Source organism: Pseudomonas asiatica (genome assembly GCF_009932335.1).
Lineage (GTDB): Bacteria > Pseudomonadota > Gammaproteobacteria > Pseudomonadales > Pseudomonadaceae > Aquipseudomonas > Aquipseudomonas asiatica.
The window spans coordinates 1,134,037-1,160,791 of the sequence record NZ_BLJF01000001.1 but is presented as its reverse complement, the minus strand read 5'-3'; the positions used below and the strand labels follow the sequence as shown (position 1 = coordinate 1,160,791).

Below are 26,755 nucleotides of genomic sequence, written 5' to 3'. Positions count from 1 at the left end.
CCCTCCTCACACTCGGCCCAGGGCGAAGCCCTTGGCCACATGGTTGCGCACGAACCAGATCACCAGCATGCCCGGCAAGATGGTCAGTACCCCCGCCGCCGCCAGTACCCCCCAATCTATGCCCGAGGCAGACACGGTACGGGTCATCACCGCGGCGATCGGCTTGGCATTCACCGAGGTGAGGGTGCGCGCCAGCAGCAGCTCCACCCAGGAGAACATGAAACAGAAAAACGCCGTCACGCCGATGCCGGAGCCAATCAGCGGAATGAAGATCTTCACGAAGAAGCGTGGGAAGCTGTAGCCGTCGATATAGGCCGTTTCGTCGATCTCCTTCGGCACACCAGACATGAACCCCTCGAGGATCCACACTGCCAGCGGCACGTTGAACAGGCAGTGGGCCAGGGCCACGGCGATATGGGTATCGAACAGGCCGATCGACGAATACAGCTGGAAGAACGGCAGCAGGAACACCGCTGGTGGCGCCATGCGGTTGGTCAGCAGCCAGAAGAACAGGTGCCGGTCACCGAGGAAGCGGTAACGCGAGAAGGCATATGCCGCTGGCAGCGCCACTAGCAGCGAAATCAGCGTGTTCAGGCACACGTAGTACAGCGAATTGATGTAGCCGCTGTACCAGCTGGCATCGGTGAAGATCACCCGGTAGTTGTCGAGGGTGAACGCCTGTGGCCACAGGGTCAGGCCGCCGAGGATCTCGGTGTTGCTCTTGAACGACATGTTCAGCAGCCAGTAGATCGGCACCAGCAGGAAGAAGAAGTACAGCAGCAGGGCCAGCGATTTGCGCGTGCTCATGGCCTAGTCCTTGTCGGCATGGGTCATGGCTGTGTAGAACAGCCAAGAAACCAGCAGGATGATCAGGAAGTACACCAGCGAGAACGCCGCCGCCGGGCCCAGGTCGAACTGCCCCACGGCCATGCGCGTGAGGGTCTGGCTGAGGAAGGTGGTGGCGTTGCCGGGCCCGCCACCGGTCAGCACGAAGGGCTCGGTGTAGATCATGAAGCTGTCCATGAAGCGCAGCATCACCGCGATCAGCAGCACGTTCTTCAGCTTGGGCAACTGGATATGGCGGAACACCGCCCAGCCCGAGGCGCGGTCGATGCGCGCAGCCTGGTAGTACACGTCGGGGATGGCGCGCAGCCCCGAGTAACAGAGCAACGCCACCAGCGATGTCCAGTGCCACACGTCCATCACCAGCACGGTCAGCCAGGCGTCGAACGGGTCGCCGGCGTAGTTGTAGCTGACCCCGAGCTTGGCCAGGGTAGCGCCGAGCAGGCCGATGTCGGCCCGGCCGAAAATCTGCCAGATGGTGCCGACCACGTTCCACGGGATCAGCAACGGGATGGCCATGACGATCAGGCACACCGAGGCCAAGCGCCCCTTGGTCGGCATGGTCAGGGCAATGGCGATACCCAGCGGGATTTCGATCAGCAGCACGCAGGCGGAATAGATGAACTGACGCAGCAGCGCATCGTGCAGCGCCGGGTCGCGCAGCACCTGACGGTACCAGTCGGCGCCGACGAAGTAGCGGTTGGACTGGTCGAAGATGTCCTGCACCGAGTAGTTGACCACCGTCATCATCGGCACCACCGCACTGAATGCCACCAGCAGGAACACCGGCAGCACCAGCCACCAGGCCTTGTTGTTCGGCACCTTGTTCATGGCCCGGCCTCCAGCAGCACATCGTCGAGGTACAGCATCAGCCACTGCGCCGGCAGGCTGACCCAGGCCTGGGCCACCGGCACCGGGCGGTCCTCGCCCAGGCGTGCCTTGAGCGCGACACCTCCCAGCTCGAGGGTGACGATGCGGTAGGTGCCCAGGTCCTCGACGTCCAGCACCCGTGCCGGGTAGGCATCATCGAACGGGCTGTCCCACAGCTGCACGAATTCCGGGCGGATGCCCAGCTGCAGGCGACCACCACCACCTGTGGCCGCCAGGCGCTCTTGCAGATGTTCCCGCAAATGCCCGGGCAGCATCAGGTGAATATCGCCGAACGCCACCCCGTCCGCTTCGGCGCGCACCTCGATCAGGTTCATCCCCGGGCTGCCGATGAAGTAACCGACGAAGGTATGCCGCGGCCGCTCGAACAGTTCGCGCGGGGTACCGAACTGGACGATGCGCCCGCCGTGCATCACCGCGATCTTGTCGGCGAACGTCGAGGCCTCCAGCTGGTCATGGGTGACGTAGATCATCGTGATGTTGAACTGCTCGTGGATCTGCTTGAGCTTGCGCCGCAGCTTCCACTTCAGGTGCGGGTCGATCACCGTCAGCGGCTCGTCGAACAGGATCGCCGACACGTCATCGCGCACCAGGCCCCGTCCCATGGAGACCTTCTGCTTTTCGTCGGCACTGAGGTTGCGCGCCTTCTTGCGCAGCACGGCCGACAGGTCGAGCACCTCGGCAATCTCTTCCACCCGGGCCTGCACCCGGGCTTCGTCCAACCCTTGGTTGCGCAAGGGAAACGCCAGGTTGTCGAACACCGTCATGGTGTCGTAAACCACCGGGAACTGGAACACCTGGGCAATGTTGCGCGCCTGCGGTGACAGCTGGTTGACCGGCTTGCCGTCGAACAGCACCTCGCCGTGGGAAGGGGTCAGCAGCCCGGAGATGATGTTGAGCAAGGTCGACTTGCCGCAGCCCGACGGCCCGAGCAAGGCGTAGGCACCGCCCTGCTCCCACACATGCTCCAGCGCGTGCAGGGCATAGTCCGCCTCGCTGGCGGGCTGGCGGCTGTAGCTGTGCGCCAGTTGGCGCAGGCGGATCTCGGCCATCAACCTCTCCTTGCCTGGCGCAGCCCCGGGGCCTGCACCAGCGCCCCGGTACTGTCGAACACGAACAGCTTGTGGGTGGGGATGAACACGCGGATCGGCGTGTCCACCTGGTATTCGTGTACCCCTGGCAGGTGCAGGATCATGCGCCAGTGTTCGTTGCGTACATGCAGGAAGGTCTCTGAACCACTGATCTCGGCGAGTTCCACCAGCACCGACAATTCCAGGTCGTCGTCGTGCGCCGGCACCAGGCTGATGTGGCTGGGCCGCACGCCAAAGCGGTAGTCACCCTCGGCAAGCGGCTGCAAGTCGGCATTGCGAGCAAAGTGCACGGCCTGGGCCAGGCTCACGTCGTTGCCGCTGATACGGCCAGGTACCAGGTTGATCGGCGGCTCGGAAAACAGCTCGGCAGCCAGCACGCTGCCCGGGCGCTGGTAGACCTCGGCGGTAGGCCCGCTCTGGACGATACGGCCCTCATGCACCAGGGTGGTGGTGCCGCCCAGAGCCAGCGCCTCGTTGGGCTCGGTGGTGGCATACACGGCAATGCAGTGGCGCGCCGCGAACAGTTCGCGCAGCTCCTGGCGCAGGCCCTCGCGCAGCTTGTAGTCGAGGTTGACCAGTGGCTCGTCGAACAGGATCAGCGAGGCATCCTTGACCAGCGCCCGGGCCATTGCCGTGCGTTGCTGCTGGCCACCGGACAGCTCCAGCGGCAGGCGCTGCAGGTAGGCTTCGATGCGCAGCATCTCGGCGGTTTCCTGCACCCGTCGGCGAATCTGGGGCTCGTCCATGCGTGCCTGGCGCAGCGGTGACGCAATGTTCTCGTAAACGCTGAGGGTCGGGTAATTGATGAACTGCTGATACACCATCGACACATTGCGTTGGCGCACCGGCACGCCAGTCACGTCCTGGCCATCCATCAGCACCCGCCCCCGGTCCGGGCGATCGAGCCCGGCCATCAGGCGCATCAGGCTGGTCTTGCCGGCCAGGGTGCGGCCCAGCAGCACGTTGAACGAGCCGGGTTCGAAACGCAGTGAGGCATCGACGATCCAGGCCTGGTTGTCGACGCTGCGGCTGACCTGTTCCAGCACCAGGGACATGGCGTGGCCTTCTTGTGGTTTTTGTCTGCCGGACACAGCCAGTTTCGTGCCAGATGCGCCGCAACCGTCTGGCCCGGGGCCTGGCCGGCAATGCCGGTCAATCGCAGGTTCACAACTGAACACAAGCACTGAACAACTGAACACTTGCCGGTTTGACATTGAACAACCGTGCACGACACTGAACAGCGGTCGGCCCCATGACAACAATCACACAGGACAGGCCCATGGCCGCATCCGCTTCGCCCCATGCCCAACTGATCCAGGCCTCCTGGGCCCGCTGCCGCGACCACGGCCTGCACCCCCAACACGCCCCGGACTTCGACTGCCTGACCCGCGCCGAGCTGAGCGCCCTGCTGGAGCGGCGCCAGGCCCTGCTGCACCTGACCCGCGAAGCGGTGCTGCCGCAATATGCCCACCTGCTGGGCAATGCCAGCTACCTGGTGATGCTGGCCGATGCCAGCGGCTGCCTGCTCGACAGCTGGGGCTCGCGGCGGTTCATCGAGCCGCGCCAGCAGCATGGTTTCAGCGCCGGTGCCCACTGGCACGAGCGCGGTGTCGGCACCAATGCGCTGGGCACCGCGCTGGTCTGCGCCGAGGCGATCCACGTGGGCCAGGAAGAGCACTTCCTGCGCCAGAACCGCTATATGTCCAGCGCCGCCGCGCCGCTGTTCGACGCCGAACGGCAGCTGGTCGGGGTGCTCGATGTGGCCAGCGACGGCTACCTGCCCGCCAGCCAGACCCTGGGCCTGGTACGCATGATGGGCCAGAGCCTGGAGAACCGCCTGATCCTCGCCAAGCATGCCGACCAGCATGCGCAATTGATCTTCAACAGCGCCTCCGACAACCTCGACAGCCCCTGGGCCGGCCTGCTGGTGTTCGATGAGCAGGGGCAGGTGCTGGCCGCCAATCACCGGGCCGACACCCTGCTCGGGGGCAACCCGCTGCAGCAGAACATCGCGCAACTGTTCCAGTTGCCCCTGCAACAGCTGCTCAGCCATCCCCGGCAACAGCCCTTCGCCCTGCAAGCCACCGGGCGCAACCGCTTTCATTGCCAGTGGCAGCCGCCGCGCGAGGCTCCCGGCCGCCCCGCCGCCAGCAGCGCCGAGCCACGCCTGGAGAAAGCCCTGGCGCAGGCCGGCCTGCTGCTGGAAAAGGACATCCCGGTCCTGGTGCAGGGCGAAACCGGCGTAGGCAAGGAGGTATTCGTCGATACCCTGCACCGGGCCAGCAGCCGCGCCAGCCAGCCGCTCATAGCCGTCAACTGCGCGGCGATCCCCGCAGAGCTGGTGGAGTCGGAGCTGTTCGGCTACGACAAGGGCGCGTTCACCGGCGCCCACCAGAAGGGCAACCCGGGGCTGATCCGCAAGGCCCACCACGGCATCCTGTTCCTCGACGAAATCGGCGACATGCCGTTGCCCACCCAGGCCCGCCTGCTGCGCGTGCTGCAGACGCGCAGCATCCAGCCATTGGGCAGCGGCGAACCGGTGGCGGTGGATATCCGCGTGGTGTCGGCGAGCAACCGCGACCTGGCCGAAGAAGTGCGCGCCGGGCGCTTTCGCCAGGACCTGTATTACCGCATCGCCGGGCTGGCAGTGGTTTTGCCGCCGCTGCGCGAGCGCAATGACCGCCGGCAGCTGATCGAGCAGGTGCATGCGCGCTACCGTGATCCCGGGCAGCCTGCGCGGCTGCCTGCGGCCATTATCGAACTGCTCGATCAGCACCCCTGGCCGGGGAATATGCGTGAACTGGTGAGTGTGCTGCAGGTGGCGCTGGCCTTGGCGGGCAATGGGCCTGTCGGCCTGGAACACCTGCCTGCGGGTTTTCTCGCCGAGGCTCAGGTGCCTGTGCCGATTGCGACCGAAAAGGCGGACCTGCGCGAGCTGGTGGCACAAGCCAACGGCAACCTCTCGGCGGTGGCGCGTGGGCTCGGGATCAGCCGCACCACGCTGTACAAGCGGCTGCGTGAGCGATGATTGCCCCGGCCTGTACTGGCCTCATCGCCGGCAAGCCAGCTCCCACAGGTACAGCGCCGCTCTCAAGGCCTGTGATATGCCTGTGGGAGCCGGCTTGCCGGCGATAGGGCCGGCCCAGCCACAGCCGATTCGGCTGCCAGCGCAGCGAAATCAGCCAAAGCCGCTGCCGCCACAGCCCATTACAGCCAGCTTTGCCTCCCCACCCGCCGCACAATGAAACCAGAGCCCACTCTGGAAGCGTCGACCGCAGGGAGACCCCTCATGACCCGCTATATCGATGTGCAAGACCTGGCCCGCCTGGTCAACCGCAAAGGCCTGCCCACGTGCCTGCTGGAAATGGCCGAGTACATCCGCCAGGACTACCTGCGCTGGCCCGCCTTCGAAAAATGCGCCCGGGTGGCCAACCATTCAGCGGACGGCGTGATCGAGCTGATGCCAATCTCGGACGCCAGCCGCTACGCCTTCAAGTACGTCAACGGGCATCCGAAGAACACTCGCCATGGCCTGCTCACGGTGATGGCCTTCGGCGCCCTGGCCAGCGTCGATACCGGTGCCCCGTTGCTGCTCAGCGAAATGACCCTGACCACCGCCATTCGCACCGCCGCCACCTCGGCCCTGGCCGCCCGCTACCTGGCGCGCGAGGACAGCCGCAGCATGGCATTGATCGGCAATGGCTCGCAGAGCGAGTTCCAGGCCATCGCCTTCAATGCCCTGCTGGGCATCGATGAAATCCGCCTGTATGACATCGACCCGGCTGCCTCGGCCAAGCTGGTCGCCAACCTGGCCAACCGCCCCGGCCTCAAGCTGAGCATCGCCAGCTCCGTGGCCGAAGCGGTGCGCGGGGCCGATATCGTCACCACGGTAACCGCCGACAAGGCCTGCGCCACCATCCTCACCCCGGAGATGATCGAGCCGGGCATGCACCTGAATGCCGTGGGTGGTGACTGCCCGGGCAAGACCGAGCTGCATCGGGCGATTGTCGAGCGGGCCCGGGTGATCGTCGAGTACGAACCGCAAAGCCGGGTGGAAGGCGAGATCCAGCAGATGCCTGCAGACTCGCCAGTGACCGAGTTCTGGCGTGTGGTCGCCGGGGAAGCCAAGGGGCGTGAGCACGGCGAACAGGTGACGCTGTTCGACTCGGTGGGGTTTGCCCTGGAGGATTACTCGGCATTGCGCTATGTGCTGGACACGGCGCAGGCACTGGGTATCGGCACGGACATCGGGCTGGTGCCGGTGCTGGAGGATCCGAAGGATTTGTATGGGTTGTTGCAGCCGCGGGTGGTGGAGTTGCGGGCGGTGCCCAAGGCTGGTTCTGTCTGCGCCTGATGGATCCTGGGGCTGCTGCGCAGCCCATCGCGACACAAGGCCGCTCCTACACAAGGACCGCGTATCCCTTGTAGGAGCGGCCTTGTGTCGCGATGGGCCGCGCAGCGGCCCCCTTTACCGCCTACCCTGTCCCATGCCCTCTTCTGAAAGAAGCCCAAGCGCATGGACACCAAGGACGCCAACGCCCACCCCCTCGACCGCATCGACGAAGCGATCATCGACATCCTGCGCCATGACGGCCGCATCACTTTCGAAAAACTCTCCAGCCTCGTCCACCTCACCCCGCGCCCCTGCCTGGAGCGTGTACGCAAGCTGGAGCGCCGTGGCGTGATCCGCGGCTACGGGGCGATCATCGACCTGCAGAAGGTCGCGCCCGGGGTGTCGCTGCTGGTGCTGGTCGCCCTGTCCAACCAAAGCGGGCGGGCCGCGCAGAAGGCCTTCGAAGCCACCCTGCGCAACTGCCCGGAAGTGCACGAGTGCCAGCTGATCAGCGGCCACTTCGACTACAGCCTGCGCCTGCGCTGCCGCGACATGGAACACTACCGGCTGCTCAGCGAAAGCTGGATGAACGACGACGCCCTGCACATCGACAAGCTGGTGGCGCACCCGGTGCTGGCCGAGGTCAAGCCAATGGCCCGCTGATGATCAAGGGTCACGCCATTGCACCGGCTGCCGGTAGGCCTGCGCCCAGGCTTGCACCGCACTGGCCGGCATCGGCCGGGCGATGCAGTAACCCTGTGCCAGTTCGCAGCCCAGGCCCATCAGCACGCGGCCGTGCTCGACGCTCTCCAGCCCTTCGGCAATCACCTCGCGGCCAAACGCCCGGGCCAGGCCGATCACCGCTTCGGTGAGCGCCAGGTCGTCCTGGTCATGCAGGATGTCGCGCACGAATGACTGATCGATCTTGATCGTCTGTGTCGGCAAGCGCTTCAGGTAGCTCAGCGACGAATAGCCAGTGCCAAAGTCGTCCAGGGAGAAGCGCACACCCAGTGCGCGGCAGGCATCGAGACAGCAGCTGACATGCTGCAGGTTATCGATGGCCACCGACTCGACGATTTCCAGGTCCAGCCGCGCCGGGTCCACCTCCGGGTGCGCCGCCAGCAACTGCTGCAGGCGCTCGACAAAGTCACCACGCTGCAAATGCCGCGCGGCGATGTTCACGCTCAGTGACCAGGGCTGCCCCTGACGTTGCCATGCCTGCAACTGGTTCAGCGCCTGGTCGAGCACCCATTCGCCGATTTCCACGATCAGGTCGGTCTGCTCCACCGCCGGCAGGAAATCGCCAGGCGGCACCAGCCCGCGGCCTGGCCGCTGCCAGCGCAGCAAGCCCTCGAAGCCCAGCACCTGGCCGCTGCGCAGGTTGACCTTGGGCTGGTAATACAGGCACAGCTCGCCGTTGTGTAGGGCCCGGCGCACCCGCGCCACGGTCTGGTGGGTAGCCTTGAGTTCCTGTTCCTGTGTCACGTCGAACAGGTGATAGCGGTTGCGCCCACGCTGCTTGGCCACATACATGGCCTGGTCGGCATGGCGCACCAAGGTGTCGGCGTCTTCGTCGTCCTGCGGGTACAGGGTCACGCCGATACTGGCGCTGAGCGACAGGCGCTGCTCGCGTACCACATAAGGCGCCGCCAGTGCCCGCAGCACCCGGCGCAGCGCAGCATGCAACTGGCGGTCTTCGACGTTGCGCAGGATCAGCACGAATTCGTCCCCCGACAACCGGGCCACTGCGTCGCCATCGCGCAGGATGTGCTTCAGCCGCTGCGCCACCTCGACCAACAGCAGGTCGCCCATGGCATGCCCGTAGCCGTCGTTGACTGCCTTGAAGCCATCCAGGTCGAGCATGCACACAGCCAGCGAAATGTCTTCACGGCGCGAGTAGGCCAGGGCCTGGTTCAGCAGGTCGGACAGGTAAGCGCGGTTGGGCAGGCCGGTTAGCACGTCATGGCCCACACGCCATTGCAAGGTATGCAGCAGCTGGCGCTTCTCGGTGACGTCGAAACGGATCGACACGTACTTGCGCACCTCTCCGGTGAGCGGGTCGACCAGTGGCACCATGGTGCTGTCGACCCAGTACAGCGAGCCGTCCCTGGCGCGGTTGCAGATCTCGCCCTTCCATACCCGGCCGGCGGCCAGCGCCCGCCACATGCCAACGAAGAACTCCGGCTCGTGCAGGCCGGAGTTGAGGATGCGGTGGTTGGCGCCCAGCAGCTCCTCGCGGCTGTAGCCCGAGATGCTGCAGAACTGCTGGTTGACGTAAGTGATGGTTCCACGCAGGTCGGTTTCGGAAAAGATCGCAGCCGCGTCAACGGCTGCACGATAGTTGTCATCCATAAAGCATCCTGCCTTAACGGTTGAAGCGCTCCACAAGGGCACGCAGTCCGGCGCACACCTCTTCCAGTTCGGCGCCGCGAGAGGCTGCGGCGTTGGCGCTGTGTGCGCTGTGCTGGGCTATGCCGGCCACACCATTGATCTGCCTCGAGACGTCTTCGGCGACGGCTGACTGCTGCTGCGAAGCCGTAGCCATCTGCTGGCTCATGTCACTGATGCGCTGCACCGCATCACGAATGCCATGCAACGCCTGCCGCGCTTCCTGCACCTGGGCAACGCCCTGCTCGGCACCGTCGATGCCCTGGCTGGCAATCGCCACGGCCTCTTCTGCGCCACTGCGCAGAGCATCGATGATAGCCTGGATGTGCAGTGTCGACTGCCGGGTCTTGTCGGCCAGTGCCCGCACTTCATCGGCGACCACGGCAAAGCCACGGCCTTGCTCACCGGCACGGGCCGCCTCGATGGCGGCATTTAGCGCCAGCAGGTTGGTCTGCTCGGCGATGCCGCGGATCATCCCGGTGGCTTCGGCGATAGCACCGGTCTGACCAGCCAGGTGGCTGACCGCCTGGTTGATCTGGGCCACGGTACCGGCCAAGGTGCGGATTGCAGTTCCGCTGGCGTCGGCCACCAGGCTGCCCTGCTCGGCCAGCAGGTGCGCAGTGTGGGCTTCGGCAGCAGTCAGTTGCACATGGTTGGCAACCTCACCGATGGAAGCGGCCATCTGGTTCATGGCAGTGGCGCTCAGGTCGGTTTCCGCACGCTGCTCCAGCAATGCCGCCTCGGTGCTGCGCGACAACGCACCGGCATCATGTGCAGCCACGGCCATCTGGGCCGCCAGGTCACTCAACCGGGTCAGCGCGGTTTTCAGCCGCGCCTCCTCGCTGATCAGCATCAATTGCAGTTGTCCGCCAGCACCGGGCAGGTCGCTGTAGGTCAAGGCGGCGATCGGGTCGGCAAAGGTGCCGCCTGCGCCCTGCACTACGCGCTCCATCTGCCGCCCAACGGCATTGCGTGCCAACAGGCCATAGGCCAGGAACAGCCCCAGGGTCAGCCCCTGCGCGACCAGGCCGGGCCACAGATTGTTGGCCCCCAAAGCCAGCCCCCCGCCCACGAGCGGTACGGCCAGGTCACGCGCCAGCATGGTCGCGCGCCGTGACCAGGGCAACACAGCCTGACCGTTGCGCATGCGTGCATACAGGGCCTCGGCACGGGCCACCTGCTCACGCGTCGGGCACACCCGTACCGATTCATAGCCCACCACCCGCCCGGCTTCGAGAATAGGCGTGACGTAGGCGTTGACCCAATAGTAATCGCCGTTGCGGCAGCGGTTCTTGACGATGCCCATCCAGCTCTTGCCGGCCTTCAGGTAACTCCACATCAACTGGTATACCGCCGGCGGCATGTCCGGGTGGCGTACCAGGTTATGCGGGCTGCCGATCAGCTCCGCCTCGCTGTAACCGCTGATGGCGGCGAATTCGGGGTTGCAGTAGGTGATCAGGCTGGTGGGGTCGGTAGCGGAAATCAATCGCTGATCGGGGGGGAAACGTTGCTCGACCGGGGTAACCGGAAGGTTGAGACGCACTATGAGACTCCATTCATTCAAACGCCGGGAGCCTGCTTGCGAGGCGATTATCAGGATGAATCCCCTGCAATCGACCCTTTGGTGACTTCCCGGTCGGGCGCGGATTCTACGAGGTCAGCCAAGGAATGCAAATAAACCTTACGAATCATGGCGTTATCGAAAATATCGAAGTCGGCATGGCGATTGGCAAGCTGATTGCAAAGGTGCCCTAGGCACTGGCCGAAGCCTGATCTGATTCATGTGCGCACGCGGTTCGCCGCTGCGATTCACCTGTGAACGGCCGCACTGCGGCTCGACCCAACCAGATGCACCGAATTAGAGCCAGAGACGCTGGATTGCCCCACAACTGGTCAGACCGGTAAGGCCAAAAATCCTTGCAATGTCGGATTTTTCGCGCTTTCATGGCTTCGCGCTGAACAAACCGGTAAGACCACAATAATTAAGTCCTGCGCTCTTTCGCCCCGTGCGGCTACCGAAGCAAGGACACCGATCAGAGATCCCTCCCATGCTCAAATGGTGCTCGCGTTCGATCTTCCTTCAAGTCGTGCTCGGCCTTGCCCTCGGCATCGCCTGCGGTCTCAGCTTCCCCGACCTTTCCCTGCAACTCAAACCCCTTGGCGACGGCTTCATCAAGCTGATCAAGATGCTCATCGGCCTGATCGTGTTCTGCGTGGTGGTCAGCGGTATCTCGGGCGCCGGTGACCTGAAAAAGGTCGGGCGCATCGGCCTGAAGTCGGTGATCTACTTCGAGGTACTGACCACCCTGGCGCTGGTGATCGGCCTGGTGTTCGCCTTCACCAGCGGCATCGGCAGCGGCGCCAACATCCACCTGGACCAACTGTCCAGCGCCGACGCCAGCAGCCTGGCCGAGCGCGGCCAGCACATCCACGGTGCCACGGCGTTCTTCATGGACCTGATCCCCACCTCGGTGATCGGCGCCTTTGCCGACAACAACATCCTCCAGGTACTGCTGTTCTCGGTACTGTTCGGCAGCGCGCTGAACCTGGTGGGTGACTCGGCAGCCGGCATCTCGCGGCTGATCAACGAACTGAGCCACGTGATCTTCCGCATCATGGGCATGATCGTGCGCCTGGCACCGATCGGCGTGTTCGGCGCCATCGCCTTCACCACCAGCAAGTACGGCCTGGAATCGCTGCAGCACCTGGGCGGGCTGGTGGCGCTGTTCTACCTGACCTGTGCCGGCTTTGTACTGATCGTGCTGGGCACGGTCATGCGCCTGTCGGGGCTGAAGCTGCTGCCGCTGATCAAGTACCTGCGTGAAGAACTGACCATCGTGCTGGGCACCGCCTCGTCCGACGCCGTACTGCCACAGATCATGCGCAAGCTCGAGCACCTGGGCATCGGCAGCTCCACTGTCGGCCTGGTGATCCCCACCGGTTATTCGTTCAACCTCGATGGTTTCTCCATCTACCTGACCCTGGCCATCGTGTTCATTGCCAACGCCACCGGCACGCCACTGGCAATGACCGACCTGCTGACCATCCTGCTGGTATCGCTGGTGACTTCCAAGGGCGCTCACGGCATCCCAGGCTCGGCGCTGGTCATCCTCGCCGCTACCCTGACCGCCGTGCCGGCGATACCGGTGGTCGGCCTGGTACTGGTACTGGCGGTGGACTGGTTCATGGGCATCGGCCGAGCGCTGACCAACCTGATCGGCAACTGCGTGGCCACCGTGGCCATCGCCCGCTGGGAGAAGGACATCGACCTGGAACGCGCGCACAACGTGCTCGACGGCAAGCCCGGTTTCGCCCCCATGCCACGCAAGCAGCCCAACCCCCATCAACAGGAATTCTGAGGGAACGTGGCCGGCACTGACGCCGGCCCTTCCAGGAGCGAACCGTGATCAGCTCATCTACCGTCGTCAACTCAGTGGTGGAAAAACTGCGCCAGGCCCTGGCCCGAGGCCAATGGCGCACCGGCGACATGCTGCCAGGCCAGCGCGAACTGGCCGAACAACTGGGCATCAGCCGCCCCAGCCTGCGCGAAGCGGTGACCGTGCTGGAAACCCTGGGCCTGGTGCGTTCGCTGCCAGGCAAGGGTGTGCTGGTACTGGATGTCGATGCCGCCACCCAGGAACCGGGCCTGGACACCAGCGCCGCAGCCAGCCTGGCCGACGTGCTGGAGCTGCGCTACACCCTTGAGCCTTTCATCGTCGGCCTGGTGGCGCAGTCGGCCAACAGTCAGGACATCGGCCAACTGCGCCTGACCCTGATGGACATGCGTGAAGCGCTGGAGGCCGATGACAGCGAAGCCGGCGTCAGGGCCTACATCGCCTTTCATGAAGCGCTGTTCGCCCTGACCACCAACCCGATCTTCCAGAGCGTGGTGCAACAGACCGGCAATGCCCTCAAGCAAAGCGCTGACATGCTGCGCAATTCGCCAGAGCACCTGGCCGCGCGGCTGAAGGAAAACGAAGCGGTGGTGCGCGCCATACGTGAGCGCAGCAGCGCCCAGGCCAGTGCCCAGATGCGTCAGCACATCCTGGCCGAAGGGTTGCGCATGGGCATCCCGTTGAACATCCCGGACGAACACCCGCATCCATGACCCCAGGAGAGCGACCATGAACGCCGCCCCTCACTTGCCGGCCCTGCTCGCGGCCGGCGAAACCCGCCTGTCGGCCGAGCAGATCTACCCGCGGCTGTTCGATGCCATCCTCGAACAGCGCTTGCCACCTGGCAGCCTGTTGCCCGAACAGGCGCTGGGCCATGCCTTTGGTGTCAGCCGTACAGTGATCCGCCGTGTGCTCGGGCGCCTGTCCGACCAGCAGGTGGTGGTGCAACGCCCCAGCCACACTGCGCATCTGGCCGTGCCCGACCCGGAGCAGGCACGCCAGGTGCTCAGCGCCCGGCGTCTGGCCGAAACCACGCTGATCACCCTGGCCGCGCAACGCGCCCGGCCGGTACAGATTCGCCAGCTGCGGCAACTAGTGGCGCGCGAGCGCCAGCACCATGAAAACGGCGAGCGTTGTGCGGCGATCCGCCTGGGCGGCGAGTTTCACCTGAAACTGGCGCAGGTGGCTGCCAATGCGCCACTGGCGCGGTTTCTCAATGGCCTGGTGCCGATGACCTCGCTGATCATCGCCCGTTACGAGTCGCCTTGCTGCGACCACTGCGCGTGGGAGGAACATGCGGCGATCATCGATGCCGTGGAGCATGGCGATGCCGAGGCGGCGCTGGGCCTGATGCACAAGCACCTCGACCGCCTGGAAGAAAAGCTCGACCTGGAGTAAATGGGGACGCTGCGCGCCCCATCGCCGGCAAGCCAGCTCCCACTGGTTTCGCGCTGTTCTTGAGGTCATCGCGGCCCCTGTGGGAGCTGGCTTGTCGTGGCGACGAACCGCGTCGATGGGCTGCACGGCAGCTCTCTCAACCCCACCCTATACTCCGAGAACCACCCCAGCCTCTATCAGGGAGGCGGTTGCGTGAGCACTCGAGCCCTCCTGCTGCTGTGCCTGCTGCTGGCCTTGGCCGGCTGCGCAGGCAAGCCCCCACCTGTCCCGCCGCCACCGGTGGTGCTCACCCCCGCCACCTGGCAACGCATCGACCAGGAGCTGATCGAAGCCTCGGTCGGCGCCGGCAGCTCGGCCAACGACTATGCACGCCGTTCCATGCGGGTGTGGAAGGAACAGGTACAGCAGCGTACCGAAAGCGAATTCATCCCTTGGTTTACCGGCTACTGGACCCAGCAGTGGCTGACCCTCAAGGTAGCCTGGTACAAGATCGACAGCGGTGAAGGCCGGGAGCCGGCGGAAAAGCGCCTGGCGCTGTACCTGCAGGAGCAGTACCACAAGCGGGTGATCGAACCGGTGGCCGAGCAGATCAACCCCGAAGGCATTCGCGACCGCGCCAGCGAGCTGTACCTGCAACTGCTCGGCCAGCAGCTGCCGGCTATCATCAGCCGCTACAACGCTCCCCCCGAGCAGTTCAGCCAACGCCTCAACCGCATTCCCGCCATCGCCCTGGGGCCACCGGATGCGCGCAATGCCAGCCTGTACCAGCTTCTGCGGGCCAAGTCGCTGGCCCAGCAACCTGCCTGGCAAGCCATGCGCCAGCATCTGCACCAGCAGGCCAGCAAAGGCCCGGGCAAGACCGATGTCGGGCTGAACTCGGTGGCCAACCAGGCCAGCGAAAAGCTCGGCGCCACCCTGGCTCCGCGCGGCATCGCCAGTGCCGTGGCGTCGGCGGTGGGCAAGGTGGCGGGGGCGATGATTTCTATTGCGGCGGCCGGTTACGGGGTCATGACCCATGACCGCGAACACCCGCAGATGGTCGAGCAGTTGCGGGTGATCCTCAACGTGGCGCTGAACCAGGAATGGCAGGAGCTGATGGAGAACCGCCAGAGCGGGGCCATGTCGGGGGTGTACTACCTTTCGGGGCAGGTCGAGGACAGCTTGCTGGCCAGTGCACCGAGGACGGAGGAACAACCGGTTGAGCACCAGGTGAAGCAGCAGCAGGAGCCTTTGATCATTCGCCTGCCGCCTTAGTGGTTGACTGTGTCGGCCTTTTCGCAGCTCCCGCCTGAAGGTTGTGCGGTCGCTGTAGGAGCAGCCTTGTGCTGCGAAGAGGCCGGAACAGGTTGAATCAGGCTGCTGCCAAGGCTGAGCTGGGCAAGCCAAAGATCCGGTCGAACGCCCAGTTGTAGGCAAAGGTGTAGCACGGCACCAGCACGATGAACGCCATGTCCACCAGCAGCGCCTCCAGCAATGTCATGTCCAGCCACCAGGCAATCAGCGGGATCAGGTACACCACCAGGGTCAGCTGGAAGCCGATGGCATGCGCCACCCGCCGTGCCACGCTGCGCCCGCGCTTGGCCTGGCGGCTTTCCCACCACTCGAACAGGGTGTTGTAGATCAGGTTCCAGAGCATGGCGATGGTAGTGATCATCACCGCCAGAGGCCCGGTATGCGATGCCTGGGTGTCCGACAGGTAGGCCAGCCCGAGGGTCGACATGCACAGCCCGATCAGTTCATAGAAAGTCACGTAGACGAGTTTGCGTTTGAGTCCCTGCACCCGGGATTACCTCCAATGACAAAGCGATGGGGCGCGATCATGCTTCATCGCTCTTGACAGCAAAAGTCAGCAGCTGTCAGATCATCTGACAGGAGGCTGCCATGAACTTTTCCAGCGACAATATCCAGCTGTTTCTCGCCGTGCTCGACCGCGGTTCGTTTTCCGCCGCTGCGCGGGCTCTGCAGCGGGTGCCTTCGGCCGTGAGCATGGCCATCGGCAACCTCGAGGCCGAACTGGGCTACACCCTGTTCGAGCGCGGCCCACGGGAAGTCCGCCCCTCCGCCGAGGCCAAGGCGCTGGAACCTCATGCCCGGTTGATCGCCGAACAACTGGGGCTGCTGCAGGTGCATGCCCTGGAACTTTCCCAGGGGCTGGAGAGCAGCCTGACCCTGGCCGTGGTGCCGGACATCGACCACCGCCCGCTGCTGGCGGCCATCGATCACCTGGGTGAGCGGCACCCGCTGCTGGACATCGCCCTGCTCAGCGCCCCACAGGAAGAGGCCGTACACCTGCTGGACAGTGGCCGCGCCGACCTCTGCGTGGCTTTTGCCGGGTTGCAGGTCGATGCCCGTCGCGGCTTCCAGCACATCGGCATGGAATCGCTGGTGGCCACACTGTCCCCCGCTCACCCGGCCTTGCGCGAGGGGCGTATCCACTACCTCGAAGACCTGACCCGAGTGCGCCAGATCCTGGTGCGTAGCCATGACCTTCCGGTGACAGACCCACGCCCGTTGATAGGCGCCACGCACTGGTCAACCGACAGCTTCGACCTCGCCCTGCAGATGGTCGAGGCCGGCCTGGGCTGGGGCGACTTGCCGCTGTCGAGGGTCGCGCCACTGCTGGCCAGCGGGCGCCTGGTGCGCCTGGATTTTCGCAACACCCGCAACGAGCTGCAGTTGCCGGTACACATCTTCTGGCGCAAGCAACAACCGTTGCAGCAGGCTGCACGCCTGTTGATCGAGCAGTTGTGTAGCCAGTGAATACCGTCCGTCGAAATGACCGTAAGAAATTTCTGTAAGCACTTCAATCTTTTACCCCTTGAGCCGATATCCCGAACGATAGGTTCCGCAATGCGTCATGAGCGCGCTGCGCCCTCCCCTCATTGGCCCAAGGTCTCGAAACATGAACCTGAAATTTCGCCACAAGATCCTGCTCAGCGCCTGCGGTGTCGTGGTCCTGGCATTTGCCCTGTTCACGCTCTACAACGACTACCTGCAACGCAATACCATCCGCCAGAACATCGAAGCTTCGGTGCAGCAGTCGGGCGCACTGACCGCCAGTAGTGTGCAGAACTGGATGAGCGGGCGCATCCTGGTGCTGGAAAACCTGGCCCAGGACATCGCCCAGCAAGGCGCTGGCGATACCCTGGAAGGACTGATCGAGCAGCCATCCTATACGCGTAATTTCCTGTTCACTTACCTGGGCCAGGCCACCGGTGCGTTCACCCAACGCCCCAATGCGCAGATGCCCGCCGGTTACGACCCACGTCAGCGCCCGTGGTACGGCGCCGCGGCCAGCGCCGGGCAGACCGTGCTGACTGCCCCATACCAAGGTGCTGTTGGTGGCCTGATGGTCACCATCGCCACGCCGGTGAAAAGCAAGGGCAATGGCGAGCTGATCGGCGTGGTCGGCGGTGACGTCACCCTCGACACCCTGGTCGAGATCATCAACTCGGTCGATTTCGGCGGCATCGGCCACGCCTTCCTGGCCGACAGCAATGGCCAGGTGATCGTCAGCCCCGACAAAGACCAGGTGATGAAGAACCTCAAGGACATCTACCCCGGCAGCAACCTGCGAGTCGCCGCCGGCATGCAGGATGTCACCCTCAATGGCCAGGACCGCATCATTTCCTTCGCCCCGGTGGCCGGCCTGCCTTCGGCACAGTGGTACATCGGCCTGTCGATCGACAAGGACAAGGCCTACGCTGCGCTCAGCCAGTTTCGCACCTCGGCGATCATCGCGATGCTGATTGCGGTGGCTGCCATCGCCGGCCTGCTCGGCCTGCTGATCCCGATACTGATGAGCCCGCTGACCACCATGGGCCGCGCCATGCGCGACATCGCCGAGGGCGAAGGTGACCTTACCCGCCGCCTGACCGTGCAGAACAAGGACGAGTTCGGCGAACTGGCCACTTCGTTCAACCGCTTCGTCGAGCGCATTCATGCCTCGATCAGCGAAGTGTCCTCGGCAACCCGCCTGGTGCACGACCTGTCGGAGAAAGTGGTCAATGCCTCCAATGCGTCGATCATCGGCTCCGAAGAGCAAAGCATGCGCACCAACAGCGTGGCCGCAGCGATCAACGAGCTGGGTGCTGCCACCCAGGAGATCGCCCGCAACGCCGCCGATGCCTCGCAGCATGCCAGCGGTGCCAGCGAGCAGGCCCACGGTGGCCGTGAAGTGGTCGAAGAAGCGATCAGCGCCATGACCGCCCTGTCGCAGCGCATCAGCGAGTCCTGCGCGCAAATCGAAACGCTCAACGCCAGCACCGACGAAATCGGCAAGATTCTCGACGTGATCAAGGGCATCTCGCAGCAGACCAACCTGCTGGCGCTGAACGCCGCCATCGAAGCGGCCCGTGCCGGTGAGGCCGGCCGTGGCTTTGCCGTGGTGGCCGACGAGGTACGCAACCTGGCGCACCGCACCCAGGAATCGGCGGAAGAAATCCACCGCATGATCACCAGCCTGCAGGTAGGCTCGCGCGAAGCGGTGCACACCATGAACACCAGCCAGGTTTCCAGCGAGCAGACCGTGCAGGTAGCCAACCAGGCCGGCGAGCGCCTGGCCAGCGTGACCCAGCGTATTGGCGAGATCGATGGCATGAACCAGTCGGTGGCTACCGCTACCGAAGAACAGACCGCCGTGGTCGAGAGCCTCAACCTGGACATCACCCAGATCAACGCCCTGAACCAGCAAGGGGTGGAGAACCTCAACGAGACCCTGCGCCATTGTGACCAACTGGCCCAGCAGGCCGGGCGCCTGAAGCAGCTGGTAGGCAGCTTCAGGATTTAAACCGGAACGCACACCCTCTGTAGGAGCGGCCTTGTGTCGCGAAAGGGTCGCGCAGCGGCCCCGGATTTTCAGCTACACCGCAGAAATCGCCGGGGTCGCTCTGCGACCCTTTCGCGACACAAGGCCGCTCCTACAAGGGATACGCGCCAGCAGCAGATCAAGCAGCATTGGCTACCGCTTTAACCACTCTGCTCCGCCGGACCCAGGCCAGCAGCACCGCCGCCATCAGCACGAAGCCCAGGTAGCCGAACAGCGGGTACACCTCACCCACCAGGCTGATGAACCCCACCAGGCTGCATCCGAACGCCGCCACGCCGGTCACTACCGAGCCCCAGCGAAACCTCACCGTACCCGCTGGCATCAGCCGCGAGAGAAACGAGAACAACGTACCCACCGCAGTGTTGACGATCATGCCGAAAATAATCAGGCACATCACCAGCCCCAGCAGTGGCGATACTTCGTTGGCAATCGACAGCATCGGCATCGGCAGGTCAGCCACGCTGTCCAGGCGCGACAACAGCCCGGCACTCATCACCAGCATCAGCCCACCCAGTGCGGCGCCACCAAGCAGCCCACCCCATACAGCGGTTCGCTCGCCCTTGGCCGACCCACCCAGGATGGCCAGGATCGGCGCGCCGGCAACGATGTTGTAAGACACGTACAGGAACGCCCCCAGCAGCCAGTGACGGGCGCCCGCCTGTTGCTGGCTGGCCAGCTGGTCGAGTTGGGCGAAGCTCTGTTCCCGGCTGAACACGGCGTACAACGCAATCGCCGAGGCCACCAGGATCAGCAACGGCGTGATGGCACCAATGGCGAGGATCACCCTGCGCACATCCAGGCACACGATGCCCACCACAACCAGCGTCACCAGCACGCTGCCGGCCAGCGCCGGGATACCGAACTGCTGCTCCAGCAAGGCACCACCACCGGCCAGCATGACCACGGTGACGGCAAACATGAAAAAGGTGATCAGCCAGTCGACGAACAGGCCCAGGTGACGGCCGCAGATGGCCTGGATCACATCCTTGTGCGAAGTGGCCTGCTGGCGATTGCCCAGCCCCGCCAGGGCCATGCCGAGGAAGGTGAACAAGGCTGCGCTGACCAGCGCACCGACCAGCCCCCACACACCGAAATCGACAAAGAACAACAACAGTTCCCGCCCCGAAGCGAACCCCGCCCCCACGATCACGCCGACAAACGCGCCGGCAATCTTCAGCTGCTCTTGCATGTGAACCTCTGGATTTATTGTTGTTGTCTCACTGCCACCGCATACTTTTTGTAGGAGCAGCCTTGCGCTGCGAAGAGGCCGGTATGACTGTTGCAAATGCATGGGTTTTACTGGCCTCTTCCCAGCGCAAGGCTGCTCCTACAGAAGCGCTCAGGCGTCGCCGACGAACGCCTGCACTTCGATCTCCACATCCACCCCCAGCGCCAATGCCGAGGCCACGGTCGAGCGCACCGGTAGCGCTGCGCCGAAGAATTCCTTGTACACCTCGTTGAAGCCGGCGAAGTGGCTCATGTCCGAGAGCCAGACCGTGGCCTTGACTACCTGGTCGAAACGCGCGCCGCAGGCAGCCAGGCTTTCGGAGATACGCTCGCAGGCGGCGCGGGTCTGGGTCTGGATGTCGCCGCGCACCACTTCACCGCCAGCACTCATCGGCACCTGGCCGGAGAGGAACAGGAAGCCGCCGGCTTTCACCGCTCGGGAGAACGGGAACGGCAGGCTGCTGGGGAAACGCTGGATATCATTGCTCATGGGATGCTCCTTTCAGGGTTGCTGGAAACGGGCCGGGGACAAGCGCTCGGGCACCACCCCTTGGCTGACAAGGCCGGGACACAGGGGCAGGCCCAGCAGCAGGTCGGCAGCCAGGCGCGAGGCGCCCGCAGCCGACTGGATGCCATAGCCACCTTGTGCCGCCAGCCAGAAGAACGCTGGCGCGCGCACATCGAAACCGATCACCAGGTCGCCGTCGGCGACGAACGAGCGCAGCCCGGCCCAGGTGTGGCTCGGCCGGCGGATCTCCAGGGTGGTCATGGCTTCGATGTTGTAGATGCCCAAAGCCACGTCGAGCTCCTCGGGCACGGCGTCCTGGGGTTCGACCGGGTCGGCATTGGCCGGCGACCCCAACAGCTGGCCGGCGTCGGGCTTGAAGTAGAAGCTTTCGTCTACGCCGATCACCGCCGGCCAGCGGGCGAAGTCCTGGTCTGCCGGGCCGGGGAAGGTAAAGGCACTGCGCCGGCAGGGTTGCAGGCCGATGCGCGCCACCCCGCACTGCTCGGCTACTCGGTCGGCCCAGGCGCCAGCGGCATTTACCAGCTGGCGCGCCTGTACGTGGCTGCCATCGCCCAGCTGCACCTGCCACAGGTCATCCAGGTACCAGGCCTGGATCAGCTCGGCGTTACAGCGCAGCTCACCGCCAGCGGCGCGATAGCCGCGCAAGAAGCCCTGGTGCAGGGCATGTACGTCCAGGTCCATTGCGCCCGCTTCAAGCACCGCGCCGGCCAGGTTCTCGGCACGCAGGCTCGGTACCAGGGCCAGGGCTGCGTCGCGGTCGAGCAGGCTGACTTTGGTGCCGTTGGCCAGGTTCTGTGCGTGGGTCTGCTCGAGCAGCGTGCGCTGTTCCAGGCTGGCGACGTACAGGCAGCCGCGCGGTTCCAGCAGCGGGTGCTCGCAGAACCCTTGCGGTGGTGCTTCGTAGAAGGCCCGGCTGGCACGGGTCAGCGCCTGTATCTGCGGAGTGCCGTAGGCCTCCATGAACATGGCTGCCGAACGCCCGGTGGAATGGTAGCCAGGCTGCGCCTCGCGCTCGAGCAGCAGCACCTTCTGCCGGCCGGCCAAGCGATAACCGAGGGATGCACCAGCGATGCCCGCGCCGATGATGAGGGTGTCGTAGATCGGGATCATGCACGCTCCTGCCAAGGAATTTTCATATATGAGAATTCTAATATATGAGAATTTACGAATACGCAAGGGTCCAAGGTAAGATGCCCGACCAACGCCGCATGCCGAGACCCCCGAATGCCCGCTGCCCTACCCTTGCTGGACCGTGCCGTAGTCGGCCAGCGCCTGCGCCAGGTGCGCAAGGCGCGTCAGATGACACTCAAGCAATTGTCCGAAGCCAGTGGCGTCCCGCTGTCTACCTTGTCAAAGATGGAGCTGGCGCAGGTCTCAGTCAGCTACGAAAAACTCGCCGCCGCCGCCCGGGCGCTGAACGTCGACATTGCCCAGCTGTTGCGCGCCAGCGGCACGGTAACCGCACCAGTGCCGGTGACGGTGGTGGTCGATTCACTGCCAGCGGCGGCTGGCTACTCGACCGGCACCTATGACTATCACCCGATTGCCGGCGACTTCCCTGAACGGCGCATGACACCCGCCTATGCCCGCATCATTGCCCGTGAACGTGGCCAGTTCGACGATTTTATCCGCCACCCGGGCCAAGAATTCGCGCTGGTACTGAGCGGGCGCGTTCGTATCGAGTTCGAAACCGGGGAAGCGGTGAGCATCGGGCCGCAGGAGACGGCGTATTTCGACAGCCAGGTGGGACATATCTACCTGTCGGAAAGTGACGATGGCGCAGATGCGCATGTGATGGTGGTGATGACTGATCGCTGACCCGGTGCTGCCTGCCAGGGCCTATCGCCGGCAAGCCAGTTCCCACAGGTACGGCACAGGCCTTGAGGTTGATGCGGTCGGTGTGGGTGCCGGCTTGATAGGGCCCTGGCAGGCAGCACCTGGTTATAACCTAATAACGAACAAGTCTATTTGGCTATAAAAAAATCTATATGCTGGCTGCATCCGATAACGGGCAAAGTTGGGCAGTCGAGTAGCGTATGGATGTAGGTTCTTTCGGTTTCACCATTGCAGGCCTGGTCGTGGGTTTCATCGTCGGCATGACCGGCGTCGGTGGCGGATCGCTGATGACCCCGATCCTGTTGTGGTTCGGCATCAGCCCGGCAACGGCCGTCGGTACCGACCTGCTCTATGCCGCCATCACCAAGGCCAGTGGCGTCTGGGTGCATGCGCGCAACAAGAACGTCGACTGGAAGATCACCGGCCTGCTCAGCCTGGGTAGCGTGCCCGCCGCGGCGCTGACCCTGTGGTTCCTCAGCACCCTGCACACCGACACATCGGCGCTCAACGCCGTCATCAAGCAAGGTCTGGCGGTCGTGCTGATCCTGACCGCGCTGGCCATCCTGTTCAAATCGCGTCTGCAGGCCTTCGCCAGCCGCCATGCCGGTGACCACTATCACCTCAGCGACCGCAGCCTGAACACCCTTACCGTGCTCACCGGCGTGGTGCTGGGGGTGATGGTCACCCTTACTTCCATCGGCGCTGGCGCACTGGGTACCGTGGCGCTGTTCCTGCTGTACCCGTTCCTGGTCACCCGCCGTCTGGTCGGTACCGAAATCGCCCACGCCGTGCCGCTGACCCTGGTGGCAGGGCTGGGCCATGCGGGGATGGGCAACATGGACTGGTCGCTGCTGGGTTACCTGCTGCTGGGCTCGCTGCCAGGCATCTACCTGGGCAGCCACCTCACCGGGCGGATTTCCGACCGCGTGCTGCGCCCGTGCCTGGCGGCGATGCTGTTGCTGATCGGCTACAAGCTGGCGTTCTGACCTTCAGCCCAGGCGCAGGCGCCACTGCCCGGTAAAGCTCAGCTCCAGGCGCGACAGGGGCAACACGTCGACCCGCTGGCTGGCGCTCATCGGGCAGCCAAGTACTTGTACAAGCACGGCGCGCATCACCATCGGGTGGGTAACTGCCAGCCATTCACCAGGCCTGTTGAAGGCCGCCAGCCAGGCGGCGATGCGCTGGCAAAGCACGGCGAACGACTCGCCGCCGTGAACATCACTGGCCGGGTCCTGAAGCCATTCGGTCAACGCCTGCGATTGCTCGGTCTGCAGTTGCTTCAGTGTCAGCCCTTGCCAACGCCCCAGGTCGCAATCGGCCAATGCCGGCTCGACCTGCACCGGCCCCGAAAACCACGCCGCTGTCTCGAAGGCTCGCCGCTCTGGTGCAGTCAGCACCGGCACACCGGAAAGGTCGGCGAAAGGCTGTTGGCCCAGTGGAAGAATGCCGTCTTCGGCATGGTGCAGTCGCCCGGACTTCTGGGCTTGGGTCAGGGCATGGCAGATCAGCGTCAGGCGGACGGCTTTCACCGGGTTTTTCTCATGGCGGGTTGAGGCGCAAGGTTTAGCATGCTGCGGCACTTTTTGCCGCAACAAATATGGCACCGCCTGCGCCAGTGTTCCCCGGTTTGTCGGTGAATGGGCCGTACAGCACCCCGATGTCAGAAGGTGATATTCAGCGCAGCGAACACCGCCCTGCCTGGCTGGTTATAGGTATTGGCGCCCGAAGTACTGGCGTTGCCACCACGCAGGATCTGCTTGTCGAACACGTTGTTCACCCCCACCCGCACGTCGTAGTTGGCGTTGAACTTGTACCCGGCGCTCACGTCCACCAGCCCGTAGGCTTCCACATCCTGTTGCGCGGCCTTGTCGTAGCTTTGCTGGGTTCGGTCGTTGAAGGTCGGCGACTTCTGCTTGCCGAAGTAGGTACCCGCCACCTGGAACGACAGCTTCTCGGTGGCGCGCCAGTCGAGGGTGGTGTTGACGGTGTATTCCGGAATCACCGACAGCGGCTCGCCGGTCTCGCGGTTGTCGTTGTCGAGCATCCAGGTCAGGTTGGTGTTCCAGTCCAGGGCCGGGGTCAGTTCGATGAACAGGTTGCCTTCGATACCCTCCACCCGCGCCTTGCCAGCGTTGTCCCACTGGGTCACGCGGCTGCCGGTGCCGATGGTGTACAACACATCGGTATCACCGACGATCTTGTTCTTGTAGTCGTTGCGAAAGTACGTGGCACTGGTGCGCCAGGTACCCCGGTCGTACATCAGGCCGATTTCCTTGTTGACGCTGATCTCGGGCTTGAGGTCGGCGTTGCCCTGCAGGTAACAGCCACCGTTGTTGGTCTGCTGCACGCTGCAACCATTGCCGCGGCTGTACAACAAGTAGTTGGGGTTGGACTGGTACAGGTTCGGGGTCTTGTAGGCGCGCGCGATACCGCCTTTGACCGACAGTGCTTCGGTCAGCTTGTGCGATAGGTTCAGGCTGGGGCTGAAGTTGTCGCCGAAGGTTTCGTGGTGGTCGAAACGCAGGCCCGGGGTAATGGTGGTGTCGCCGACAATGATGTTGTCCTCGACGAACAGCGCATAGCTGCGGGCGGTCGTCTTCGAGCTGCTGCGGTCGAAACCGACGAGCCCGTCATTACCCGTGGGGTCCGAGCTTTGTGGGCGCAGCGAGCCCTGATCATTGAGCGTTTCGTACAGGTACTCGCCGCCCAGGGTCAGCACATGCTCGGTGCTGCCCATGGCGAATGGCAGGTTCACTTCGCTGCTCAGGCGCGTGTTGCGCAGGCGCGACATGGCGGCGCCTTCAGCATTGGGAGCACCTTCGGTACGGCCTGCCAGGCCCTCGTTTAGACGCCAGTTGCGCACGTACTCGTAGGACAGCACGGTCTTGCTGGTACCCCAGATGAAATCGCCCAGGTGGGTCAGGTCGTAGGTACTGCGCTGCATCACATTGGTTTCATGGCCATACAGGCTGGACACGAACTCGACGTCACCACCGCCGTTGCTGTTCATGGTGTCACCGGCAAAGATATTGCTCTGGCGGCTATAGCCGGCACTGGCCTCGAGGCGGTGCTCATCGTTCAGCTTCCAGCTCAGCAGGCCATTGATGTCCTTGTTGCGCACGCCTTCGCGGCCCGCCACCAGCGCACTGGTTGCATGCCCGGCGTTGATGTCCAGGTCGTCGGCATCGGTCTTGGCCAGACCGCCGTACAGGCGGAAGCCGAGGTTGTCGGTCAGGCCGCCGCCCAGGTTGAAGTTGGCCCGGCGGCTGGTGCCCTCGGCGCTGTCTTCCGGCAGCTGGGTGTACAGGCTGACGCTGCCCTTGAGTTCGTCGGTGGGCCGTTTGGTGATGATATTGACCACCCCGCCCATGGCGCCGGAACCATAACGTGCGGCCGCCGGGCCACGCAGGATCTCGATGCGCTCGACTGCTTCTGCCGGAACCCAGTTGGTTTCACCGCGGGTATCACGGTCGCCGTTCCAGCCATAGCGCACGGCATTGCGTGCGCTGGATGGCTTGCCGTCGATGAGGATCAGGGTGTTTTCCGGGCCCATGCCGCGCAGGTCGATCTGCCGGTTGTTGCCACGCGCGCCGCTGGCGCTGTTGCCGGTCAGGTTGACCCCGGGCTCGCGGCGGATGATGTCGGACAGGTCATTGGCCGGCGGGTGGCGCTTGATGTCTTCGGCGGTGATGATCGACGTACCCAAGGCCTGGCGTGCCTCGCGCTCGGCGGTGACCAGGGTGTCCTGGATCACCAGCGCGTTGTCGGCGACCGGCATCTCCAGCACCTCACCCGTACGCTGTTCTTCGGCCTGGGCCACGGTGGCCACCATGGCCGGTGACGCCAGCGCGACAAACGCCAGGGCCAGGCTGTTGGGTGAAGTCTTGCACTGCATGGGTACATCTCCTGCGATTCATGAGCGAAACGGCACATCCCTGTCGGAGACCGGGAGCCCTCGCCCACCGGCCTCGCAAACACAGTTTGGTGGCCAACAGGGAT

At 64.4% G+C, this 26,755-nt stretch carries 23 protein-coding genes and 2 pseudogenes; 12 read left to right on the top strand and 13 right to left on the bottom strand.

Features of this window, described 5'->3' with window-relative positions; all coding sequences use genetic code 11:
• Positions 1–6: 6 nt before the first annotated feature.
• Genes GYA95_RS05330 through GYA95_RS05315 form a run of 4 tightly spaced genes read right to left on the bottom strand, consistent with a single transcriptional unit; the run spans position 7 to position 3,877 of the window.
• Positions 7–807: a carbohydrate ABC transporter permease gene (locus GYA95_RS05330; RefSeq protein ID WP_013971876.1), complete on the bottom strand. Its 801-nt coding sequence runs from the start codon at positions 805–807 to the stop codon at positions 7–9.
• Between the two features lie 3 nt (positions 808–810).
• Positions 811–1,674: a carbohydrate ABC transporter permease gene (locus GYA95_RS05325; protein WP_015269691.1), complete on the bottom strand. Its 864-nt coding sequence runs from the start codon at positions 1,672–1,674 to the stop codon at positions 811–813.
• Positions 1,671–2,783 carry an ABC transporter ATP-binding protein gene (locus GYA95_RS05320; protein WP_015269690.1) on the bottom strand — a complete coding sequence of 371 codons (1,113 nt, stop codon included), beginning with the start codon at positions 2,781–2,783 and terminating at the stop codon, positions 1,671–1,673. The genes GYA95_RS05325 and GYA95_RS05320 overlap by 4 nt, the downstream gene beginning before the upstream one ends.
• Positions 2,783–3,877, bottom strand: coding sequence for an ABC transporter ATP-binding protein (locus GYA95_RS05315; protein WP_015269689.1), 1,095 nt, complete (start codon positions 3,875–3,877; stop codon positions 2,783–2,785). The genes GYA95_RS05320 and GYA95_RS05315 overlap by 1 nt, the downstream gene beginning before the upstream one ends.
• Before the next feature lie 224 nt (positions 3,878–4,101).
• On the opposite strand from GYA95_RS05315, the gene GYA95_RS05310 reads away from it, so the two are divergent.
• From GYA95_RS05310 to GYA95_RS05300, 3 genes are all read left to right on the top strand, one after another.
• Entirely contained in the window at positions 4,102–5,850 is a 1,749-nt protein-coding gene (locus GYA95_RS05310; RefSeq protein ID WP_015269688.1) for a sigma-54-dependent Fis family transcriptional regulator, read from the top strand.
• A 261-nt stretch (positions 5,851–6,111) separates the two neighbouring features.
• Positions 6,112–7,176, top strand: coding sequence for an ornithine cyclodeaminase (locus GYA95_RS05305; protein WP_015269687.1), 1,065 nt, complete (start codon positions 6,112–6,114; stop codon positions 7,174–7,176).
• Positions 7,177–7,338: 162 nt separating this feature from the next.
• Positions 7,339–7,818 carry an Lrp/AsnC family transcriptional regulator gene (locus GYA95_RS05300; RefSeq protein ID WP_015269686.1) on the top strand — a complete coding sequence of 160 codons (480 nt, stop codon included), beginning with the start codon at positions 7,339–7,341 and terminating at the stop codon, positions 7,816–7,818.
• A 3-nt stretch (positions 7,819–7,821) separates the two neighbouring features.
• On the opposite strand, the gene GYA95_RS05295 is transcribed toward GYA95_RS05300, so the two are convergent.
• The 3 genes and pseudogenes from GYA95_RS05295 to GYA95_RS28260 all read right to left on the bottom strand — a co-directional run.
• Positions 7,822–9,507: a putative bifunctional diguanylate cyclase/phosphodiesterase gene (locus GYA95_RS05295; protein WP_015269685.1), complete on the bottom strand. Its 1,686-nt coding sequence runs from the start codon at positions 9,505–9,507 to the stop codon at positions 7,822–7,824.
• A 13-nt stretch (positions 9,508–9,520) separates the two neighbouring features.
• Positions 9,521–10,645 carry a methyl-accepting chemotaxis protein gene (locus tag GYA95_RS05290; protein ID WP_371867747.1) on the bottom strand — a complete coding sequence of 375 codons (1,125 nt, stop codon included), beginning with the start codon at positions 10,643–10,645 and terminating at the stop codon, positions 9,521–9,523.
• Between the two features lie 159 nt (positions 10,646–10,804).
• Positions 10,805–11,086 (bottom strand): annotated as a pseudogene (locus GYA95_RS28260) (PAS domain-containing protein); the annotation flags it as partial.
• 505 nt (positions 11,087–11,591) lie between these two features.
• On the opposite strand from GYA95_RS28260, the gene GYA95_RS05285 reads away from it, so the two are divergent.
• The 4 genes from GYA95_RS05285 to GYA95_RS05270 all read left to right on the top strand — a co-directional run bounded on the left by GYA95_RS05285 (position 11,592) and on the right by GYA95_RS05270 (position 15,590).
• On the top strand, positions 11,592–12,902 hold the full coding sequence (locus tag GYA95_RS05285; protein WP_054572835.1) for a C4-dicarboxylate transporter DctA: 1,311 nt from the start codon (positions 11,592–11,594) through the stop codon (positions 12,900–12,902).
• 44 nt (positions 12,903–12,946) lie between these two features.
• Positions 12,947–13,651, top strand: coding sequence for a FadR/GntR family transcriptional regulator (locus tag GYA95_RS05280; protein ID WP_015269682.1), 705 nt, complete (start codon positions 12,947–12,949; stop codon positions 13,649–13,651).
• A gap of 16 nt (positions 13,652–13,667) precedes the next feature.
• Positions 13,668–14,336, top strand: a complete 669-nt coding sequence (locus GYA95_RS05275) for a GntR family transcriptional regulator (protein ID WP_015269681.1) — start codon at positions 13,668–13,670, stop codon at positions 14,334–14,336.
• A gap of 192 nt (positions 14,337–14,528) precedes the next feature.
• Complete coding sequence (locus GYA95_RS05270; RefSeq protein ID WP_015269680.1) at positions 14,529–15,590, top strand: hypothetical protein; 1,062 nt, start codon at positions 14,529–14,531, stop codon at positions 15,588–15,590.
• A gap of 97 nt (positions 15,591–15,687) precedes the next feature.
• Here GYA95_RS05270 and GYA95_RS05265 read toward each other — a convergent pair whose 3' ends face one another.
• Complete coding sequence (locus GYA95_RS05265) at positions 15,688–16,116, bottom strand: PACE efflux transporter (protein ID WP_015269679.1); 429 nt, start codon at positions 16,114–16,116, stop codon at positions 15,688–15,690.
• A 101-nt stretch (positions 16,117–16,217) separates the two neighbouring features.
• Here GYA95_RS05265 and GYA95_RS05260 point away from each other — a divergent pair, with 101 nt between their 5' ends.
• The 3 genes and pseudogenes from GYA95_RS05260 (at position 16,218) to GYA95_RS28250 (ending at position 19,125) form a co-directional block, all read left to right on the top strand.
• On the top strand, positions 16,218–17,096 hold the full coding sequence (locus GYA95_RS05260) for a LysR family transcriptional regulator (protein WP_015269678.1): 879 nt from the start codon (positions 16,218–16,220) through the stop codon (positions 17,094–17,096).
• Between the two features lie 97 nt (positions 17,097–17,193).
• A pseudogene (gene mcpA, locus GYA95_RS28255) lies at positions 17,194–18,270 on the top strand (methyl-accepting chemotaxis protein McpA); the annotation flags it as partial.
• Between the two features lie 114 nt (positions 18,271–18,384).
• The gene (locus tag GYA95_RS28250) at positions 18,385–19,125 is read left to right on the top strand and encodes a methyl-accepting chemotaxis protein (protein ID WP_370290711.1); all 741 of its coding nucleotides are present in this window, start codon (positions 18,385–18,387) and stop codon (positions 19,123–19,125) included.
• A gap of 157 nt (positions 19,126–19,282) precedes the next feature.
• On the opposite strand, the gene GYA95_RS05250 is transcribed toward GYA95_RS28250, so the two are convergent.
• The 3 genes from GYA95_RS05250 to GYA95_RS05240 form a co-directional block, all read right to left on the bottom strand.
• Positions 19,283–20,353: a YkvI family membrane protein gene (locus GYA95_RS05250; protein ID WP_015269676.1), complete on the bottom strand. Its 1,071-nt coding sequence runs from the start codon at positions 20,351–20,353 to the stop codon at positions 19,283–19,285.
• A 150-nt stretch (positions 20,354–20,503) separates the two neighbouring features.
• Complete coding sequence (locus GYA95_RS05245) at positions 20,504–20,881, bottom strand: RidA family protein (protein ID WP_015269675.1); 378 nt, start codon at positions 20,879–20,881, stop codon at positions 20,504–20,506.
• 12 nt (positions 20,882–20,893) lie between these two features.
• Entirely contained in the window at positions 20,894–22,030 is a 1,137-nt protein-coding gene (locus tag GYA95_RS05240) for an NAD(P)/FAD-dependent oxidoreductase (protein WP_015269674.1), read from the bottom strand.
• Positions 22,031–22,144: 114 nt separating this feature from the next.
• On the opposite strand from GYA95_RS05240, the gene GYA95_RS05235 reads away from it, so the two are divergent.
• Positions 22,145–22,738 carry a helix-turn-helix domain-containing protein gene (locus GYA95_RS05235; RefSeq protein ID WP_015269673.1) on the top strand — a complete coding sequence of 198 codons (594 nt, stop codon included), beginning with the start codon at positions 22,145–22,147 and terminating at the stop codon, positions 22,736–22,738.
• A gap of 218 nt (positions 22,739–22,956) precedes the next feature.
• Positions 22,957–23,742, top strand: a complete 786-nt coding sequence (locus GYA95_RS05230) for a sulfite exporter TauE/SafE family protein (protein WP_013971855.1) — start codon at positions 22,957–22,959, stop codon at positions 23,740–23,742.
• Positions 23,743–23,745: 3 nt separating this feature from the next.
• On the opposite strand, the gene GYA95_RS05225 is transcribed toward GYA95_RS05230, so the two are convergent.
• The gene (locus GYA95_RS05225) at positions 23,746–24,285 is read right to left on the bottom strand and encodes a histidine phosphatase family protein (RefSeq protein WP_015269672.1); all 540 of its coding nucleotides are present in this window, start codon (positions 24,283–24,285) and stop codon (positions 23,746–23,748) included.
• Between the two features lie 131 nt (positions 24,286–24,416).
• Positions 24,417–26,651, bottom strand: a complete 2,235-nt coding sequence (locus GYA95_RS05220) for a TonB-dependent siderophore receptor (protein WP_161551286.1) — start codon at positions 26,649–26,651, stop codon at positions 24,417–24,419.
• Positions 26,652–26,755: the final 104 nt, after the last annotated feature.